The organism is Ruegeria sp. I1, assembly GCF_056532675.1.
This window is the reverse complement of the sequence record NZ_JBQFNM010000013.1, coordinates 49979-64398: the sequence shown is the minus strand read 5'-3', so window position 1 is coordinate 64398 and position 14420 is coordinate 49979. Positions and strand designations below refer to the sequence as shown.

Here is a 14420-nt window from a genome sequence, read left to right as displayed (position 1 = left end):
CTGATTAAGTCGGCTCTGCCGACTGGTGGGCGGCAGTTGCTCTGAAAGAGCAATGAGAGCCCACTCGGTTGAACAAAAGAAGGCCGTCCCAAACAGGGGCGGCCTTTTCTGTTTCTCGGCCTGAGATGGGGTTTCTTTGCGCTGACAAGTCGGAAAGAACTCTCGCAAGCGTCAACTGATCTGAAGTTAGATCCCGTGATCGGATTACTTGCATGATGACATTGCGGATGTCACAAACATCGATGTGCAGGGGAGAGAAGGCCTACGATGGAAGCAATATTCGCGCTCCTGTTCCTAGCTTTGGTACTTTGGCTGATCTGGCAATTGTTTGCGCTGGTGGGTGATATGGCAGAACGGCGGGGACAAGATCGACTGCTTTGGCAATTGGCAGCTCTGTTTATCAACCCGTTTGGAGCAATTATATTACTTTGGCTTTTCGTTTCTGTCCGAGAAAATCCTTAGATGTTCTGTCACGTTACTGGTGGATCGATTTTGGATTTGTACCGATTGTTGGGTTTTAGAGTTACAAGATGCTGAAATTTACGTTTGATACAAACTGTTTGATCGACGTGGAATTGAGCCGAGCCGGTAGTATTTCAATATTGGCAATAGTTACTGCCCATAGAAAACGGCGTTGTGAAGCTGCATTTGTCGCCGTTAGTGCCTCGGAAAAACAAGAGGGCGATTACTACTTGAATTCATATAGAGAGTTTGAGGAGAGACTGGCTCGATTAGGCTTCAACGATATACCGCATATCTTGGGCATGGCGTACTCTGACATTAGCTATTTTGATCACGCGCTGATTGCAGGTGCAGATATGCTTGAAAGGGAACGACAGTTTCACAATGAACTGTTTGCAAATATCGATTTCAAGTCGTCGGAGTACATTGCAAGATTGTCTCCATGTTCTGATGATAAGTTGAACAAGTATCGTAAGAAATGGCGCAACGCTTGGTGTGATAGGCAAATGATCTGGGCGCATGAACATCACAAGCGAGATATATTCGTTACTAGCGACAAGAACTTCGAAAAAAAGCTCTCAGGAAAGCTCGGATTTGAGCACTTGAAGATATGTTCGCCGGATGAGGCCGCTGCTATGCTCTGATAAGCAGGTGAGCGTTCCATTTCCCCCTTGCCAAACCCCACCAACCCCACTAATACGCGCGAGTTCTCGATAAGAACGTCAAGGCGGGGTGATTCCCGCCTTTTGGGTTCGAAGAGGGTTGGCGATGCGCGTCTGTCCTCCTCTCAACCTCAACGCCTGATAAAAGGCTGTTAATATGCAAAGCCAAAACATCCGTATTCGGCTGAAGGCATTTGACTATCGCGTTCTGGATGCCAGCACGCAAGAGATCGTCAACACTGCCAAGCGGACCGGCGCGAACGTGCGCGGCCCGATCCCGCTGCCGAACAAGATTGAGAAGTTCACGGTTCTCCGTGGCCCTCACGTTGACAAGAAATCCCGCGACCAGTTCGAGATCCGCACGCACAAGCGTCTCTTGGACATCGTTGATCCGACCCCCCAGACCGTTGACGCGCTGATGAAGCTCGACCTCGCAGCTGGTGTGGACGTCGAGATCAAGCTGCAGTCGTAAGATCGGAGGGTATAGATTATGCGCTCTGGTATTATCGCAAAAAAAGTTGGCATGACCCGCCTGTTCATGGAAGACGGCAAACAGATCCCTGTAACCGTTCTTCACCTGGACAACCTGCAGGTTGTTGCACAGCGTACCGCTGACAAAGACGGCTACACAGCCGTTCAGCTGGGCGCCGGTGCTGCCAAGGCAAAACGCACCTCGAAAGCCATGCGCGGTCACTATGCCGCTGCGAAGGTTGAGCCCAAGCGTAAGCTGGCCGAGTTCCGCGTCTCCGAAGATGGCCTGATTGATGTGGGCGCCGAGATTTCGGCAGAACACTTCCTGGAAGGTCAGAAGGTTGACGTTTCGGGCACCTCGATCGGCAAAGGCTTTGCCGGTGCGATGAAGCGCTGGAACTTTGGTGGTCTGCGCGCCTCGCACGGTGTGTCGATCAGCCACCGTTCGCACGGTTCGACCGGTCAGTGTCAGGACCCGGGCAAGGTTTTCAAAGGCAAGAAGATGGCCGGTCACATGGGTGCTGCCCGTGTTACCACCCAGAACCTGGAAGTTGTCAAAACCGACGCCGACCGGAACCTGGTCTTCATCAAAGGCGCCGTTCCCGGACCGAAATCGGGCTGGGTCACCGTCAAGGACGCCGTGAAGAAGAAAGCACCGGAAGGCCTGCCTTTCCCGGCTGCTGTGAAATCGGCTGCAACCGAAGCACCTGCGGAAGAAGCGCCCGCGGAAGGTGGTGAAGCATGAAACTTGATGTAATCAAACTGGACGGCGGCAAAGCCGGCGACATCGAGCTGAACGCCGATCTGTTCGGCCTCGAGCCGCGCGCGGACATCCTGCACCGTGTGGTCCGTTGGCAGCGCAACAACGCGCAGGCCGGCACTCACAAGGTAAAGACCCGCTCGGAAACCAGCTACTCGACCAAGAAGATCTATCGCCAGAAGGGCACCGGTGGCGCACGCCATGGTGACCGTAACGCGCCGATCTTCCGTGGTGGTGGTATCTACAAAGGCCCCGTCGTGCGTTCGCACGGCCACGACCTGCCGAAAAAGTTCCGCAAGCTTGGCCTGCGCCACGCTCTGTCGGCAAAAGCCAAGGCAGGTGAACTGGTCGTAATCGAGAACGCCGAAGCCGAAGGCAAGACCGCCGCTCTGGCCAAACAGGTTGCAAACCTGGGCTGGAAACGCGCTCTGGTCATCGACGGCGCGACCGTGAACGAAGGGTTCCTGAAAGCGTCCAAGAACATCGAAGGCCTGGATATCCTGCCGTCGATGGGCGCAAACGTCTATGACATCCTCAAGCGTGACACCCTGGTGCTCACCAAAGCGGCTGTCGAAGCACTGGAGGCTCGTCTGAAATGAGCGCGAAGGCAGAACACTACGACGTGATCCGCAAGCCGATCATCACCGAAAAGTCGACCATGGCGTCCGAAAACGGCGCGGTTGTCTTTGAAGTGGCGATCGACAGCAACAAGCCGCAGATCAAAGAGGCCGTTGAGGCGCTGTTTGGCGTGAAGGTCAAGGCGGTGAACACCACCGTGACCAAAGGCAAGGTCAAGCGGTTCCGCGGCCAGCTGGGCCGTCGGAAAGACGTCAAAAAAGCATATGTGACCCTGGAAGAGGGTAACACCATCGACGTGAGCACCGGTCTCTGACCGAACCCGTCTTTGGAGAGAGATAAAGGCCCCCGCGCAAGCGGGGGTTTTTTTACGATATTATCTCTCGAAATTTCTGGTGAAGAATTTCACCTAGAGCCTCTTCTTCAAGCTTAGACTTTGCTTCTAGTAGCTTTCTGAAATCATCATCTGTTAGAACCAAGATGTAAGCTTGGCCGCCTTTTGCTAAATCCCGCTGACGTTCTAAAAGACGGTCTCTGTCTTGCACTTCGCGGCAAGTGATAATTCCGAAACGGCCTCTGTTATTGTCGAAGCGTCCCAACAATTGGTCGACCTCTGGGTTGGCAATGTCTTTTGTATAATTCTTGCACTCGACAACAACCATGGTAGCGGCGGTATTGTTTGCATCCCTTCGATGAGCAAAAAAACCGTTGTTTGCAGCGTTGGTGAATACAATATCGATACGTTTTCGACCTTGGTTTATTTCCCATTCCTTGTGAGGTTGAATGAGGTCTGGGTAAAAACAAACAGTTAACGCGTGCATGGCCCAGATGTGGTAAGCGTCTGCACCTTTCATTCCGGCTGGAATTTTTTCGAGCTCGGCTATCAGATCTATGCAGGATTGAGAAACAGACTGATCGGTGTCACTTGTGTTGACCATAATTCGGGCTTCACTGCTTGCTAAGCGTTTGTACAGGTCCAGCAAACAAGGATTTTGGGCAACCAAGTCAGTTATTAGCTTCTTAGACTTAGGATGCTTTTCCCGTACGTCTTTTTTGTAGACCTTAGGCTTGCCCTTCAAAAGTGATACCAAACTACTGTTGGCTTGAATGTGCTCCGAGACCAAAAAATCGGTAATATGTTTATTGTAAAACTCTTGGCTATCAAGCGACAGCCGTTTTCTAACTATATACTTTGGGATCAGGAGCACTGGTGCGTCTTCTATGAATGGAAGGTCTACGTACTGGCTTCGCCAATTGCGGAGGTTGGCATCCCAAAGTGGAGGCCCATTATACTGATTTGTAGGAATGTTATATAGTGCGCACTGCTCTTGGGTGTATTGCACTAAGCGCTCTCTAATGACGTTGGTGGTCAGGTCAGAAATCTTGTCACGATCCACATGCTCAACGAACAAGGCCATTTCTGAAAGATCGGATAGTAGACCCGATTGAAAGGCAGCGCTGTTTTTGATAGCTGCGATTAGCTGGCGTGACTGTTTTTGCCCTACTCCTTTGCCTTGCGGTTTGGCTGAGGAGACTCCAAGGTAGGTTTCGTAGGGCTCATGCAGGTGAGACATCAAGTTCCGTGCCCTGAGGTCGTCTCCTGCTCTAAGCGCATCCAAAACTTCAACAAAGAACGCTCTAATGAGATTCGAAGCTTCCGCAGACCAAACATCGTTTCTAATTTCAATGGCGTAGGGGTCTACGTAAACGGGTGTGTCAAAGTCTGTACTGATATCGACAAAATCTAGTTGAGATTGTGGAGCATTAATTTTGAAATACTCAGAGAATTTTGGCACAAATGTTCCTTTCAACTTGGTTGTGCCGAAAGCTATCTACTCATTTTTGGATTGCAATAGGTGTCTTTGTGACACCTTTAGCTTGCCTTCAAATCTCGTCAGTCAGGTTGGCCGCTAATTTTGAAGTATGTCTTGAGATGCCTGTTGGTACTTAAATTTGGTGTAAAGCACCTAGAGCGCTATAGACACCCACCTCCAACCCTGTTACACGCTCCCAATCTTGCGGCCTCGGATTCGTTCCGGGGCCTCTGATATTTGTAACCGGGGACCTTCGGGGCCCTATACCCTTGGCACCTACGGGGGCCTATCACATAGCGGGGAAATCCCCGCACTTGCTAAACGGAAGACAGAAAGCATGGCACTCAAGTCGTACAAGCCGACGACGCCGGGCCAGCGCGGGCTGGTGCTGATCGACCGTTCGGAGCTTTGGAAAGGACGTCCGGTCAAGTCTCTCACTGAGGGTTTGACCAAATCGGGCGGCCGGAACAACACCGGACGGATCACTTCACGCCGCCGCGGCGGTGGCGCAAAGCGTCTCTACCGGATCGTTGACTTCAAACGGAACAAATTTGATGTCGCGGCAACCGTCGAGCGGATCGAATATGACCCGAACCGGACCGCATTCATCGCACTGGTAAAATACGAAGACGGCGAGCAGGCATATATCCTGGCTCCGCAGCGTCTGGCTGTTGGTGACAAAGTCGTGGCATCCGCCAAGGCAGACATCAAGCCGGGCAACGCAATGCCGTTCTCGGGCATGCCCATTGGTACCATCGTCCACAACATCGAGATGAAGCCTGGCAAAGGCGGTCAGATCGCACGTGCGGCCGGTACTTACGCTCAGTTCGTTGGTCGCGATGGCGGCTACGCTCAGATCCGTCTGAGCTCGGGTGAGCTGCGCATGGTTCGTCAGGAATGCATGGCCACCATCGGTGCCGTGTCCAACCCCGACAACTCGAACCAAAACCTCGGTAAAGCCGGTCGTATGCGCCACAAGGGCGTGCGTCCGTCGGTTCGTGGTGTTGCAATGAACCCGATCGATCACCCGCATGGTGGTGGTGAAGGTCGTACCTCGGGTGGCCGTACACCGGTTACACCGTGGGGTAAGGACACCAAGGGTAAGCGTACCCGCAACAAGAACAAAGCGTCCCAGAAGCTGATCATCCGCTCGCGGCACGCCAAGAAGAAGGGACGTTAATCTATGTCTCGCTCTGTTTGGAAGGGTCCTTTCGTCGATGCTTACGTGCTGAAAAAAGCCGAAGCAGCGCGCGAGTCGGGCCGCAACGAAGTCATCAAAATCTGGTCGCGTCGTTCCACCATTCTGCCCCAGTTCGTGGGTCTGACATTTGGTGTGTACAACGGCCAGAAGCACATTCCCGTCAACGTCTCGGAAGACATGATTGGTCAGAAGTTCGGTGAGTACTCGCCGACCCGTACCTATTATGGCCACGCCGCAGACAAAAAAGCGAAGCGGAAGTAAGTCATGGGCAAGGAAAAGAACCCCCGCCGCGTGGCTGAAAACGAAGCAATGGCGAAAACCCGCATGCTTCGCACCAGCCCGCAAAAACTGAATCTGGTTGCGCAAATGATCCGCGGCAAGAAAGTTGAGAAGGCTCTGACCGACCTGACTTTCAGCAACAAGCGTGTCGCGCAGGACGTCAAGAAGTGCCTGCAGTCCGCAATCGCGAATGCCGAAAACAACCACAACCTGGACGTTGACGAGCTGATCGTCGCCGAAGCATGGGTTGGCAAGAACCTGGTCATGAAACGCGGTCGCCCGCGTGCCCGTGGCCGTTTCGGCAAGATCATGAAGCCGTTCTCGGAGATCACCATCAAGGTGCGTCAAGTTGAGGAGCAAGCCTAATGGGTCATAAAGTAAATCCGATCGGCATGCGCCTGCAGGTCAACCGCACCTGGGACAGCCGCTGGTACGCCGACACCAAGGACTACGGTGATCTTCTGCTGGAAGACCTCAAGATCCGTGAGTTCATCAACAAAGAGTGCAAGCAGGCCGGTGTTGCCCGTGTGATCATCGAACGTCCGCACAAAAAGTGCCGCGTTACGATCCACACAGCTCGTCCCGGTGTCATCATCGGCAAGAAAGGTGCAGACATCGAAGTTCTGCGCAAAAAGCTTGCTCGTATGACCGACAGCGAACTGCACCTAAACATCGTCGAAGTGCGCAAGCCCGAGCTTGACGCGCAGCTGGTTGCCGAGTCCATCGCTCAGCAGCTGGAACGTCGTGTTTCGTTCCGTCGCGCAATGAAGCGCTCGGTTCAGAACGCCATGCGCATGGGCGCCCTGGGTATTCGGGTGAACGTCGCTGGTCGTCTGGGCGGCGCTGAAATCGCACGGACCGAGTGGTACCGCGAAGGCCGCGTGCCTCTGCACACCCTGCGCGCCGACATCGATTACGCACATGCCGAAGCGATGACCCCTTACGGGATCATCGGGATCAAGGTCTGGATCTTCAAAGGTGAGATCATGGAGCATGATCCACAGGCACGTGACCGTAAAGCACAGGAACTCCAGGACGGCCCTGCACCTCGTGGTGCTGGTGGCGGTCGTCGCTAAGGAGGGAAAGATATGCTTCAACCAAAGCGTACTAAATTCCGCAAGATGCACAAAGGCCGGATCAAGGGTCTCGCCAAAGGCGGCTCTGATCTGAACTTTGGCACTTACGGCCTGAAAGCTCTTGAGCCTGAGCGTGTAACCGCACGCCAGATCGAAGCTGCACGTCGTGCCATGACGCGTCACATGAAGCGTCAGGGCCGCGTCTGGATCCGCATCTTCCCCGACACTCCGGTCACGGCTAAGCCGATCGAAGTTCGCATGGGTAAAGGTAAAGGTTCGGTCGACCGCTGGGCCTGCAAAGTCAAGCCTGGCCGCGTGATGTTCGAGATCGACGGCGTCAATGACGACATCGCCCGCGAGGCCCTGCGCCTGGCCGCGATGAAGCTGCCGATCAAGACTCGCGTCGTGGTTCGCGAAGACTGGTAAGCGATTGGGGTATCCCCGTTCGTGACAAGATTGACCCCCGTCGGGATACCGGCGGGGGTTCTCCGTTTGAAGACCACTCAGTTGATAACTACCTAAGACATAGTCAAAAAATAGTTTCTCGGTCGAGGCTTCACCGCATATGTCACTAGGCACAGTTCTGGCGGAAACGGTAATTTTGGGCGTGGTAACCCTAGCTGCAATCACCTTGAGCTTCTTTGTTCATAGTAAAGTCCTGAAACTGTTTTTGCGCTATGGCGGTATCTATTTTGGCTTAGCGTTGAACCTGAGCTGGCTGTTTGCGGCCGACTGTAAAACAGACAAGTTTCTATACTACCGTTGTAGTGTCCTTCCGCAAACCATTGCAGAGATATTCAGCCACATGAACGTTATTAACATGGTGGCTTATCTTTTCTGGGCGCCGCCCATCCTTGTTCTGCTCCTCCTGTGGGAGCTAAAGGTCAGATTGTCCAAGTGACTGAATATGGGTGGCGATGGGGTCTCGCAGCCAAAGAAACGTCTGGATTTTGTCTCTCGCAGTTAGTGATCGATTTGGATAAGAACGCGCTCATGCCACAGATTGAATCGCTCTTCGTCACCCGCCTGTATCGTGCCTCTTTGTCCGAATTCGACCCCAAGATCGACGCGGGTGAGTTGGAAAGCTCTTGTCTTGTCATCGCCGAGGATGATGAGGCCGGGCAGGAATGGTGTGAGGAGAACGGCTATCCCGGTTATACCAGCTATGCCTCGCTGACCGATCTGCCCTGGCGGTTTCCGATCTTCGCCGATCTGGTCAAGGCCCTGGATCAGCACGTGGCCGCCTTTGCAAAGGACCTGGAGTTCGATCTGGGCGAGGGCGAGTTGAAGCTGGAAGACCTGTGGATCAACATCCTGCCGGAGGGCGGCATGCATTCCAGCCACTTACACCCGCACAGCGTGATCTCGGGCACGACTTATGTGGCCATGCCCGAAGGTGCGAGTGCATTAAAACTGGAAGACCCCCGCTCAGGCCGCATGATGGCTGCACCAACGCGGATGAAGGGCGGGCGGCGCGATTTGCAGCCGTTCATCTATATGAAGCCGAAAGTTGGAGATGTGCTTCTATGGGAAAGCTGGCTGCGCCATGAGGTGCCGATGAACATGGCGGAAGAAGAGCGTATTTCAGTGAGTTTTAACTACAAGTGGGAGTGAGCTTGTAAATCTCCTGAAGAAAACCGCGCGGTTCTGGAGTATTATCATTTCAATCTGAATTGATCGGAGAACACCATGCCGAAAACCGCACTCGTCACCGGCGCATCTTCGGGAATTGGTCGTGAAATAGCCCGATATCACGCGTCGCAAGGCGGAAATGTCATTATCACTGCGCGGCGTGCCGACGTGTTAGACGCTTTGAAGGTAGAGCTTGAAGCTGCCTACAGTATTACTGTCACTGCAATTGCGCTCGATCTGGGCGCACAAAGTGGGGCAGAAAAACTATATGAGGTTGTCAACGCCGAGGGTCTGAAGGTTGATTATCTTATCAACAATGCCGGGTTTGGCGGGCACGGTGCCTTTCTTAATCGTGATCTTTCAGAGGACCTGAGCATGATCCGCCTGAACGTTGAAGCGCTTGTCTCCCTGTGTCACTTGTTTGGCAGGGATATGGTTAGCAGTGGCGGCGGCAAGATACTAAATGTCAGTTCGACCGCGGCGTATGTGCCGGGTCCGCTGCAAGCCACTTATTTTGCCACGAAGGCCTATGTTTCTAGTTTCAGTCAGGCTTTGGCCGATGAACTGAAAGACAAAGGTGTCTCCGTTACAGCCCTGGAACCCGGCTATGTGGCAACTGAGTTCGCCGCTTCAGCTGATCTTGAGGGTACTAAACTCGTATCCCAGAAAGGGGCAACTGCTGAAGCTGTCGCCAAGTTTGGCTATGACGCCATGATTGATGGAAAGCTGGCCGTGATAAATGACAGGACTCTCGCATTTATGACGGGCTGGATCATTCCATTCCTGCCACGCAGGACTCGTCTGAAGATGGTTCGGAAGATGCAGGAGAAAGGGACCTGAACAGAAGGTCGTTCTGGTTTGAATCAAACTGGATTGCCCGAGCGGAGCTAATTCGCGGTGCTGCTTTCGGCTATTGCCAAAATTTGTCGGAAGCCGCTTGCAAAGACAGTGCCAAACTTTCCCTTGCCACCCATCCCCCAAACCCTTATACGGCGGCATCCTACGATCTCCCGGCGTTGTCGGGCGATTCGTATGTCTATCATTCATCCACCAGGTCAAAGGTGACCCGTGTACGGGGCCTTCTGGTGTTTTGAGCAAAGGAAAAAGGCGATGAACGCCCAAGAACTGCGTGACAAGACCCCGGACCAGCTCCGCGAGGAACTGGCCAACCTGAAGAAAGAAAGCTTTAACCTGCGCTTTCAACAGGCCACCGGTCAGCTGGAAAGCACAGCCGGCATCAAAGCGGCCCGCCGCAACGCTGCCCGTGTCAAAACCATTCTGAACGAAAAGGCCGCTGCTGCGGCATCCGAGGAGTAATCAGATGCCCAAGCGTATCCTGTCCGGCACCGTAACCAGCGACGCCAACGAACAGACCGTAACCGTATCCGTCGAGCGCCGCTTTACGCATCCGGTTCTGAAGAAAACCATCCGTAAGTCCAAGAAATACCGGGCTCACGATGAAAAGAACGCCTTCAAGGTCGGCGACACAGTCCGCATCATCGAATGCGCGCCGAAATCGAAGACGAAACGTTGGGAGGTTCTGGAGGCGTAAGCCCCCAGGATTTTCCATTTGTCGAAACCCTGGGGGATTTAACTAGACCAGCCCCCACAGGTCGGGAGAAACCACATGATCCAGATGCAGACCAATCTGGATGTCGCTGACAACTCCGGCGCACGCCGAGTTCAGTGCATCAAGGTCCTGGGTGGTTCCAAGCGTAAATACGCCTCCGTCGGCGACATCATTGTCGTCTCGGTGAAGGAAGCCATCCCGCGCGGCCGCGTGAAGAAAGGTGACGTCCGTAAGGCCGTCGTCGTACGCACCGCCAAGGAAGTCCGTCGCGAAGACGGCACCGCGATCCGTTTTGATCGGAACGCCGCCGTCATCCTGAACAACAACAACGAGCCGATCGGTACCCGTATCTTTGGCCCCGTTGTGCGTGAACTGCGCGGCAAGAACTTCATGAAAATCATCTCGCTGGCGCCGGAGGTGCTGTAATCATGGCTGCTAAACTCCGCAAAGGCGACAAGGTCGTCGTGCTGGCCGGTAAGGACAAGGGCAAAGAGGGAACCATTTCCTCGGTTGACCCGAAAGCCGGCAAAGCTGTTGTCGAAGGCATCAACATTGCCATCCGTCACACCCGTCAGTCGCAAGCTTCGCAAGGTGGTCGTCTGCCTCAGGCAAACCCGATCCAGCTATCGAACCTGGCACTGCTGGACAAAAACGGCAAAGCAACCCGCGTTGGCTTCCGCATGGAAGGCGACAAGAAGGTGCGCTTCGCCAAGACCACAGGGGACGTGATCGATGCTTGATAACGCAACCTATACCCCGCGTCTGAAGGCTCAGTACGCTGAAACCATCCGTGCCGCTCTGAAAGAAGAGTTCGGCTACAAGAACGACATGCAGCTGCCCAAGCTGGAAAAAATCGTTCTGAACATCGGTTGTGGTGCTGAGGCGGTCAAAGACTCGAAGAAAGCGAAAGCTGCTGTCGAGGATCTGACTGCGATTGCCGGTCAGCAGGCCGTTGCAACCAAGGCAAAGAAGTCGATCGCGGGTTTCCGTGTTCGTGAGGACATGCCGCTGGGTGCGAAAGTAACCCTGCGCGGTGACCGGATGTACGAATTCCTGGATCGTCTGATCACGATCGCGATGCCGCGTATTCGTGACTTCCGCGGTGTGAAACCGTCTTTTGATGGTCAGGGCAACTTTGCCATGGGCATGAAAGAGCACATCGTGTTCCCGGAAATCGACTTCGACAAGGTCGACGAGGTCTGGGGCCTGGATATCGTAATTGCCACCACAGCGAAAACCGACGCTGAAGCTAAGGCATTGTTGAAAGCGTTCAACATGCCGTTCAACGCATAAGCGCCGGGAGGATTGAGACATGGCTAAAAAAGCAATGATCGAACGCGAGAAGAAGCGCGAACGCCTGGTGGCCAAATATGCCGCAAAGCGTGCCGAGCTGAAAGAAATCGCGAATGACGAGAGCAAGCCGATGGAAGAGCGTTTCAAAGCGCGTCTGAAACTGGCGAAACTGCCGCGCAACAGCTCGGCTACCCGTCTTCACAACCGTTGTCAGCTGACCGGTCGTCCCCACGCTTACTACCGTAAGCTGAAGGTCAGCCGTATCGCGCTGCGCGAGCTGGGTTCTGCTGGTCAGATCCCCGGCATGGTGAAATCGAGCTGGTAAGGGAGACATAGATATGAATGATCCTATCGGCGATATGCTCACCCGTATCCGCAACGCGCAAATGCGCGGCAAGTCCACCGTTTCCACCCCGGCGTCCAAGCTGCGCGGTTGGGTTCTGGACGTGCTGGCGGACGAAGGCTACATCCGTGGCTATGAAAAGACGACCGGTGAAAACGGTCATCCGGCCATCGAAATCAGCCTGAAATACTACGAAGGCACCCCTGTTATTCGCGAACTGAAGCGGGTCTCGAAACCCGGTCGTCGCGTGTACATGGGCGTCAATGACATCCCGCAGGTCCGTCAGGGTCTGGGCGTGTCGATTGTCAGCACTCCGAAAGGTGTGATGTCGGACCAGAACGCACGCTCCAACAATGTTGGCGGCGAAGTGCTCTGCACCGTCTTCTAAGGAGGTCTGCAATGTCTCGTATTGGTAAAAAACCGGTCGAGCTGCCCAGCGGCGTTTCCGCCTCTGTGTCGGGTCAGACCATCGAAGTCAAAGGTCCGAAAGGCACCCGGAGCTTCACCGCGACTGATGACGTAACGCTGTCGGTCGAAGACAACGTTGTGCAGATCAACCCTCGTGGGATGTCCAAGCGCGCGCGCCAGCAGTGGGGCATGAGCCGCACCATGGTTGCCAACCTGGTAACCGGTGTGACCCAAGGCTTCAAAAAAGAGCTGGAGATCCAGGGTGTTGGTTACCGGGCGCAGATGCAGGGCAACACCCTGAAGCTGAACCTGGGTTACAGCCACGATGTTGATTTCACTGCTCCGGAAGGTGTCACCATCACCGCACCGAAGCAGACCGAGATCGTTGTGGAAGGTATCGACCAGCAGCAGGTGGGCGAAGTCGCGGCCAAAATCCGCGAATGGCGCCGTCCCGAGCCGTACAAAGGCAAGGGCATCCGCTATAAGGGCGAGTTCATCTTCCGCAAGGAAGGCAAGAAGAAGTAAGGACGCAAATAATGGCAAACAGCAAAAGAACCCTGTTTCTGAAGCGCCGCCTGCGCGTTCGGAACAAACTTCGCAAAGTCAACGCGGGCCGTGTACGCCTGTCGGTTCACCGTTCGAACAAGAACATCAGCGTTCAGCTGATCGACGACGTTCGTGGTGTGACCCTGGCATCGGCCTCGACCCTGGAAAAAGATCTGGGTGTTGTTGGCAAGAACAACGTCGAAGCGGCCACCAAAGTGGGCGCGGCCATCGCCGAGCGTGCCAAGAAGGCAGGCGTCGAAGAGGCCTATTTCGATCGTGGTGGCTTCCTGTTCCACGGCAAGGTGAAGGCAGTTGCCGACGCCGCGCGTGAAGGCGGTCTGAAGATCTAAGACCTTGCGGGTGGCTTCACGGCCACCCCGATGATCCGGGGGCCTCGGCAGCAGTCGGGGCTCACTTGGATTGAATAAAACGGCGTCGCAAGCGCCACATTGAGAAAAGGGATGCCAAATGGCAGAACGTGAAAACCGTCGGGGCCGTGGCCGCGACCGTGAGGAAGCACCGGAATTTGCAGATCGTCTGGTCGCAATCAACCGCGTGTCGAAAACCGTAAAAGGTGGTAAGCGCTTTGGCTTCGCCGCTCTGGTGGTTGTCGGCGATCAGAAAGGCCGCGTCGGCTTTGGTAAGGGTAAAGCGAAAGAAGTACCTGAAGCCATCCGTAAGGCGACTGAGCAAGCCAAGCGTCAGATGATCCGCGTGCAACTGCGCGAAGGTCGTACCCTGCACCACGACATCGAGGGCCGTCACGGCGCTGGTAAAGTGGTTATGCGCACCGCACCTGAAGGTACTGGTATCATCGCCGGTGGTCCGATGCGTGCCGTGTTCGAAATGCTGGGCGTAAAGGACGTTGTGTCCAAGTCGATCGGCTCGCAGAACCCGTACAACATGATCCGCGCCACCATCAACGGCCTGCAGAAAGAGCAGAGCCCGCGTTCGGTTGCACAGCGTCGTGGTAAGAAAGTTGCCGACATCCTGCCCAAGCGGGACGAAGCCCCTGCGGCCGAAGCGCCTGCTGAAGCCGAAGCGTAAGGAGTAGCGAGCAATGGCAAAAACCATCGTCGTCAAGCAAATCGGTTCCCCGATCCGCCGCCCCGCCGAACAGCGCGCAACCCTGATCGGTCTGGGCCTGAACAAAATGCACAAGACCCGTGAGCTGGAAGATACCCCTTCCGTCCGCGGCATGGTCAACAAGATCCCGCATCTGGTTGAGATCATCGAAGAGCGCGGCTAAGCGCGAGCTCATTGAAGAATTTGAAACGCCCTCGACATTGTCGGGGGCGTTTTTTTGTTCGCACTCTAGCTTGTTGAG

At 54.6% G+C, this 14420-nt stretch carries 26 protein-coding genes; 25 read left to right on the top strand and 1 reads right to left on the bottom strand.

All coding sequences use genetic code 11. The features are described from left to right. The first annotated feature begins 267 nt into the window (after positions 1-267). From ACR0DH_RS19360 to ACR0DH_RS19335, 6 genes are all read left to right on the top strand, one after another. Positions 268-462, top strand: a complete 195-nt coding sequence (locus ACR0DH_RS19360; protein ID WP_480551894.1) for a hypothetical protein — start codon at positions 268-270, stop codon at positions 460-462. Between the two features lie 68 nt (positions 463-530). Continuing rightward, positions 531-1106 carry a hypothetical protein gene (locus ACR0DH_RS19355; RefSeq protein WP_480852845.1) on the top strand — a complete coding sequence of 192 codons (576 nt, stop codon included), beginning with the start codon at positions 531-533 and terminating at the stop codon, positions 1104-1106. A gap of 175 nt (positions 1107-1281) precedes the next feature. Beyond that, entirely contained in the window at positions 1282-1596 is a 315-nt protein-coding gene (rpsJ, locus tag ACR0DH_RS19350; protein WP_008756422.1) for a 30S ribosomal protein S10, read from the top strand. An 18-nt stretch (positions 1597-1614) separates the two neighbouring features. Next, a complete protein-coding gene (rplC, locus tag ACR0DH_RS19345; protein WP_008758167.1) occupies positions 1615-2340 on the top strand; it encodes a 50S ribosomal protein L3 in 726 nt (241 codons plus the stop codon). After that, positions 2337-2954 (top strand): 50S ribosomal protein L4, encoded by a 618-nt coding sequence (gene rplD, locus ACR0DH_RS19340; RefSeq protein ID WP_008756644.1) that lies wholly within the window; start codon positions 2337-2339, stop codon positions 2952-2954. The genes rplC and rplD overlap by 4 nt, the downstream gene beginning before the upstream one ends. Then, entirely contained in the window at positions 2951-3247 is a 297-nt protein-coding gene (locus ACR0DH_RS19335) for a 50S ribosomal protein L23 (RefSeq protein WP_008757532.1), read from the top strand. Before rplD ends, ACR0DH_RS19335 begins: the two co-directional genes overlap by 4 nt. A gap of 52 nt (positions 3248-3299) precedes the next feature. On the opposite strand, the gene ACR0DH_RS19330 is transcribed toward ACR0DH_RS19335, so the two are convergent. Beyond that, on the bottom strand, positions 3300-4727 hold the full coding sequence (locus ACR0DH_RS19330; RefSeq protein WP_480551611.1) for a hypothetical protein: 1428 nt from the start codon (positions 4725-4727) through the stop codon (positions 3300-3302). A 355-nt stretch (positions 4728-5082) separates the two neighbouring features. Here ACR0DH_RS19330 and rplB point away from each other — a divergent pair, with 355 nt between their 5' ends. The 19 genes from rplB to rpmD all read left to right on the top strand — a co-directional run bounded on the left by rplB (position 5083) and on the right by rpmD (position 14342). Further along, positions 5083-5925, top strand: a complete 843-nt coding sequence (gene rplB / locus ACR0DH_RS19325) for a 50S ribosomal protein L2 (protein ID WP_120633917.1) — start codon at positions 5083-5085, stop codon at positions 5923-5925. Between the two features lie 3 nt (positions 5926-5928). Then, on the top strand, positions 5929-6207 hold the full coding sequence (gene rpsS / locus ACR0DH_RS19320) for a 30S ribosomal protein S19 (protein WP_005980699.1): 279 nt from the start codon (positions 5929-5931) through the stop codon (positions 6205-6207). A gap of 3 nt (positions 6208-6210) precedes the next feature. Continuing rightward, complete coding sequence (rplV, locus tag ACR0DH_RS19315; RefSeq protein WP_039538267.1) at positions 6211-6591, top strand: 50S ribosomal protein L22; 381 nt, start codon at positions 6211-6213, stop codon at positions 6589-6591. Next, positions 6591-7301, top strand: a complete 711-nt coding sequence (gene rpsC, locus ACR0DH_RS19310; protein ID WP_008758042.1) for a 30S ribosomal protein S3 — start codon at positions 6591-6593, stop codon at positions 7299-7301. The genes rplV and rpsC overlap by 1 nt, the downstream gene beginning before the upstream one ends. 12 nt (positions 7302-7313) lie before the next feature. Next, on the top strand, positions 7314-7727 hold the full coding sequence (gene rplP, locus ACR0DH_RS19305) for a 50S ribosomal protein L16 (protein WP_058283513.1): 414 nt from the start codon (positions 7314-7316) through the stop codon (positions 7725-7727). Between the two features lie 139 nt (positions 7728-7866). Then, entirely contained in the window at positions 7867-8202 is a 336-nt protein-coding gene (locus ACR0DH_RS19300; RefSeq protein WP_480551609.1) for a hypothetical protein, read from the top strand. A gap of 92 nt (positions 8203-8294) precedes the next feature. After that, positions 8295-8915 carry a 2OG-Fe(II) oxygenase family protein gene (locus ACR0DH_RS19295; protein ID WP_480551607.1) on the top strand — a complete coding sequence of 207 codons (621 nt, stop codon included), beginning with the start codon at positions 8295-8297 and terminating at the stop codon, positions 8913-8915. Between the two features lie 75 nt (positions 8916-8990). Then, positions 8991-9773, top strand: a complete 783-nt coding sequence (locus ACR0DH_RS19290; RefSeq protein ID WP_480551605.1) for an SDR family NAD(P)-dependent oxidoreductase — start codon at positions 8991-8993, stop codon at positions 9771-9773. A 270-nt stretch (positions 9774-10043) separates the two neighbouring features. Next, on the top strand, positions 10044-10250 hold the full coding sequence (gene rpmC, locus ACR0DH_RS19285; protein ID WP_037311745.1) for a 50S ribosomal protein L29: 207 nt from the start codon (positions 10044-10046) through the stop codon (positions 10248-10250). Positions 10251-10254: 4 nt separating this feature from the next. Next, the gene (gene rpsQ / locus ACR0DH_RS19280; protein WP_008757253.1) at positions 10255-10485 is read left to right on the top strand and encodes a 30S ribosomal protein S17; all 231 of its coding nucleotides are present in this window, start codon (positions 10255-10257) and stop codon (positions 10483-10485) included. A gap of 75 nt (positions 10486-10560) precedes the next feature. After that, positions 10561-10929 (top strand): 50S ribosomal protein L14, encoded by a 369-nt coding sequence (gene rplN / locus ACR0DH_RS19275; protein ID WP_039523372.1) that lies wholly within the window; start codon positions 10561-10563, stop codon positions 10927-10929. Positions 10930-10931: 2 nt separating this feature from the next. Next, a complete protein-coding gene (gene rplX / locus ACR0DH_RS19270) occupies positions 10932-11243 on the top strand; it encodes a 50S ribosomal protein L24 (RefSeq protein WP_170531626.1) in 312 nt (103 codons plus the stop codon). After that, positions 11236-11796 carry a 50S ribosomal protein L5 gene (gene rplE / locus ACR0DH_RS19265; protein ID WP_480501807.1) on the top strand — a complete coding sequence of 187 codons (561 nt, stop codon included), beginning with the start codon at positions 11236-11238 and terminating at the stop codon, positions 11794-11796. Before rplX ends, rplE begins: the two co-directional genes overlap by 8 nt. 19 nt (positions 11797-11815) lie before the next feature. Further along, positions 11816-12121 carry a 30S ribosomal protein S14 gene (gene rpsN, locus ACR0DH_RS19260; protein ID WP_010437098.1) on the top strand — a complete coding sequence of 102 codons (306 nt, stop codon included), beginning with the start codon at positions 11816-11818 and terminating at the stop codon, positions 12119-12121. A 13-nt stretch (positions 12122-12134) separates the two neighbouring features. Beyond that, positions 12135-12527, top strand: a complete 393-nt coding sequence (gene rpsH / locus ACR0DH_RS19255) for a 30S ribosomal protein S8 (RefSeq protein ID WP_039523381.1) — start codon at positions 12135-12137, stop codon at positions 12525-12527. Between the two features lie 11 nt (positions 12528-12538). Beyond that, the gene (rplF, locus tag ACR0DH_RS19250; protein ID WP_170356679.1) at positions 12539-13072 is read left to right on the top strand and encodes a 50S ribosomal protein L6; all 534 of its coding nucleotides are present in this window, start codon (positions 12539-12541) and stop codon (positions 13070-13072) included. A gap of 11 nt (positions 13073-13083) precedes the next feature. After that, entirely contained in the window at positions 13084-13443 is a 360-nt protein-coding gene (rplR, locus tag ACR0DH_RS19245; protein ID WP_039523386.1) for a 50S ribosomal protein L18, read from the top strand. Positions 13444-13561: 118 nt separating this feature from the next. Then, a complete protein-coding gene (gene rpsE / locus ACR0DH_RS19240) occupies positions 13562-14140 on the top strand; it encodes a 30S ribosomal protein S5 (protein WP_480545400.1) in 579 nt (192 codons plus the stop codon). A gap of 13 nt (positions 14141-14153) precedes the next feature. Then, positions 14154-14342: a 50S ribosomal protein L30 gene (gene rpmD / locus ACR0DH_RS19235; RefSeq protein ID WP_008757946.1), complete on the top strand. Its 189-nt coding sequence runs from the start codon at positions 14154-14156 to the stop codon at positions 14340-14342. The last annotated feature ends 78 nt before the right edge of the window (positions 14343-14420 follow it).

What these genes read in the sequence shown, in the direction of transcription:
- ACR0DH_RS19360 (WP_480551894.1), top strand. Translation starts at nt 268, where the DNA reads ATGGAAGCAATATTCGCGCTCCTGTTCCTAGCTTTGGTACTTTGGCTG.
- ACR0DH_RS19355 (WP_480852845.1), top strand. Translation starts at nt 531, where the DNA reads ATGCTGAAATTTACGTTTGATACAAACTGTTTGATCGACGTGGAATTG.
- rpsJ (WP_008756422.1), top strand. Translation starts at nt 1,282, where the DNA reads ATGCAAAGCCAAAACATCCGTATTCGGCTGAAGGCATTTGACTATCGC.
- rplC (WP_008758167.1), top strand. Translation starts at nt 1,615, where the DNA reads ATGCGCTCTGGTATTATCGCAAAAAAAGTTGGCATGACCCGCCTGTTC.
- rplD (WP_008756644.1), top strand. Translation starts at nt 2,337, where the DNA reads ATGAAACTTGATGTAATCAAACTGGACGGCGGCAAAGCCGGCGACATC.
- ACR0DH_RS19335 (WP_008757532.1), top strand. Translation starts at nt 2,951, where the DNA reads ATGAGCGCGAAGGCAGAACACTACGACGTGATCCGCAAGCCGATCATC.
- rplB (WP_120633917.1), top strand. Translation starts at nt 5,083, where the DNA reads ATGGCACTCAAGTCGTACAAGCCGACGACGCCGGGCCAGCGCGGGCTG.
- rpsS (WP_005980699.1), top strand. Translation starts at nt 5,929, where the DNA reads ATGTCTCGCTCTGTTTGGAAGGGTCCTTTCGTCGATGCTTACGTGCTG.
- rplV (WP_039538267.1), top strand. Translation starts at nt 6,211, where the DNA reads ATGGGCAAGGAAAAGAACCCCCGCCGCGTGGCTGAAAACGAAGCAATG.
- rpsC (WP_008758042.1), top strand. Translation starts at nt 6,591, where the DNA reads ATGGGTCATAAAGTAAATCCGATCGGCATGCGCCTGCAGGTCAACCGC.
- rplP (WP_058283513.1), top strand. Translation starts at nt 7,314, where the DNA reads ATGCTTCAACCAAAGCGTACTAAATTCCGCAAGATGCACAAAGGCCGG.
- ACR0DH_RS19300 (WP_480551609.1), top strand. Translation starts at nt 7,867, where the DNA reads ATGTCACTAGGCACAGTTCTGGCGGAAACGGTAATTTTGGGCGTGGTA.
- ACR0DH_RS19295 (WP_480551607.1), top strand. Translation starts at nt 8,295, where the DNA reads ATGCCACAGATTGAATCGCTCTTCGTCACCCGCCTGTATCGTGCCTCT.
- ACR0DH_RS19290 (WP_480551605.1), top strand. Translation starts at nt 8,991, where the DNA reads ATGCCGAAAACCGCACTCGTCACCGGCGCATCTTCGGGAATTGGTCGT.
- rpmC (WP_037311745.1), top strand. Translation starts at nt 10,044, where the DNA reads ATGAACGCCCAAGAACTGCGTGACAAGACCCCGGACCAGCTCCGCGAG.
- rpsQ (WP_008757253.1), top strand. Translation starts at nt 10,255, where the DNA reads ATGCCCAAGCGTATCCTGTCCGGCACCGTAACCAGCGACGCCAACGAA.
- rplN (WP_039523372.1), top strand. Translation starts at nt 10,561, where the DNA reads ATGATCCAGATGCAGACCAATCTGGATGTCGCTGACAACTCCGGCGCA.
- rplX (WP_170531626.1), top strand. Translation starts at nt 10,932, where the DNA reads ATGGCTGCTAAACTCCGCAAAGGCGACAAGGTCGTCGTGCTGGCCGGT.
- rplE (WP_480501807.1), top strand. Translation starts at nt 11,236, where the DNA reads ATGCTTGATAACGCAACCTATACCCCGCGTCTGAAGGCTCAGTACGCT.
- rpsN (WP_010437098.1), top strand. Translation starts at nt 11,816, where the DNA reads ATGGCTAAAAAAGCAATGATCGAACGCGAGAAGAAGCGCGAACGCCTG.
- rpsH (WP_039523381.1), top strand. Translation starts at nt 12,135, where the DNA reads ATGAATGATCCTATCGGCGATATGCTCACCCGTATCCGCAACGCGCAA.
- rplF (WP_170356679.1), top strand. Translation starts at nt 12,539, where the DNA reads ATGTCTCGTATTGGTAAAAAACCGGTCGAGCTGCCCAGCGGCGTTTCC.
- rplR (WP_039523386.1), top strand. Translation starts at nt 13,084, where the DNA reads ATGGCAAACAGCAAAAGAACCCTGTTTCTGAAGCGCCGCCTGCGCGTT.
- rpsE (WP_480545400.1), top strand. Translation starts at nt 13,562, where the DNA reads ATGGCAGAACGTGAAAACCGTCGGGGCCGTGGCCGCGACCGTGAGGAA.
- rpmD (WP_008757946.1), top strand. Translation starts at nt 14,154, where the DNA reads ATGGCAAAAACCATCGTCGTCAAGCAAATCGGTTCCCCGATCCGCCGC.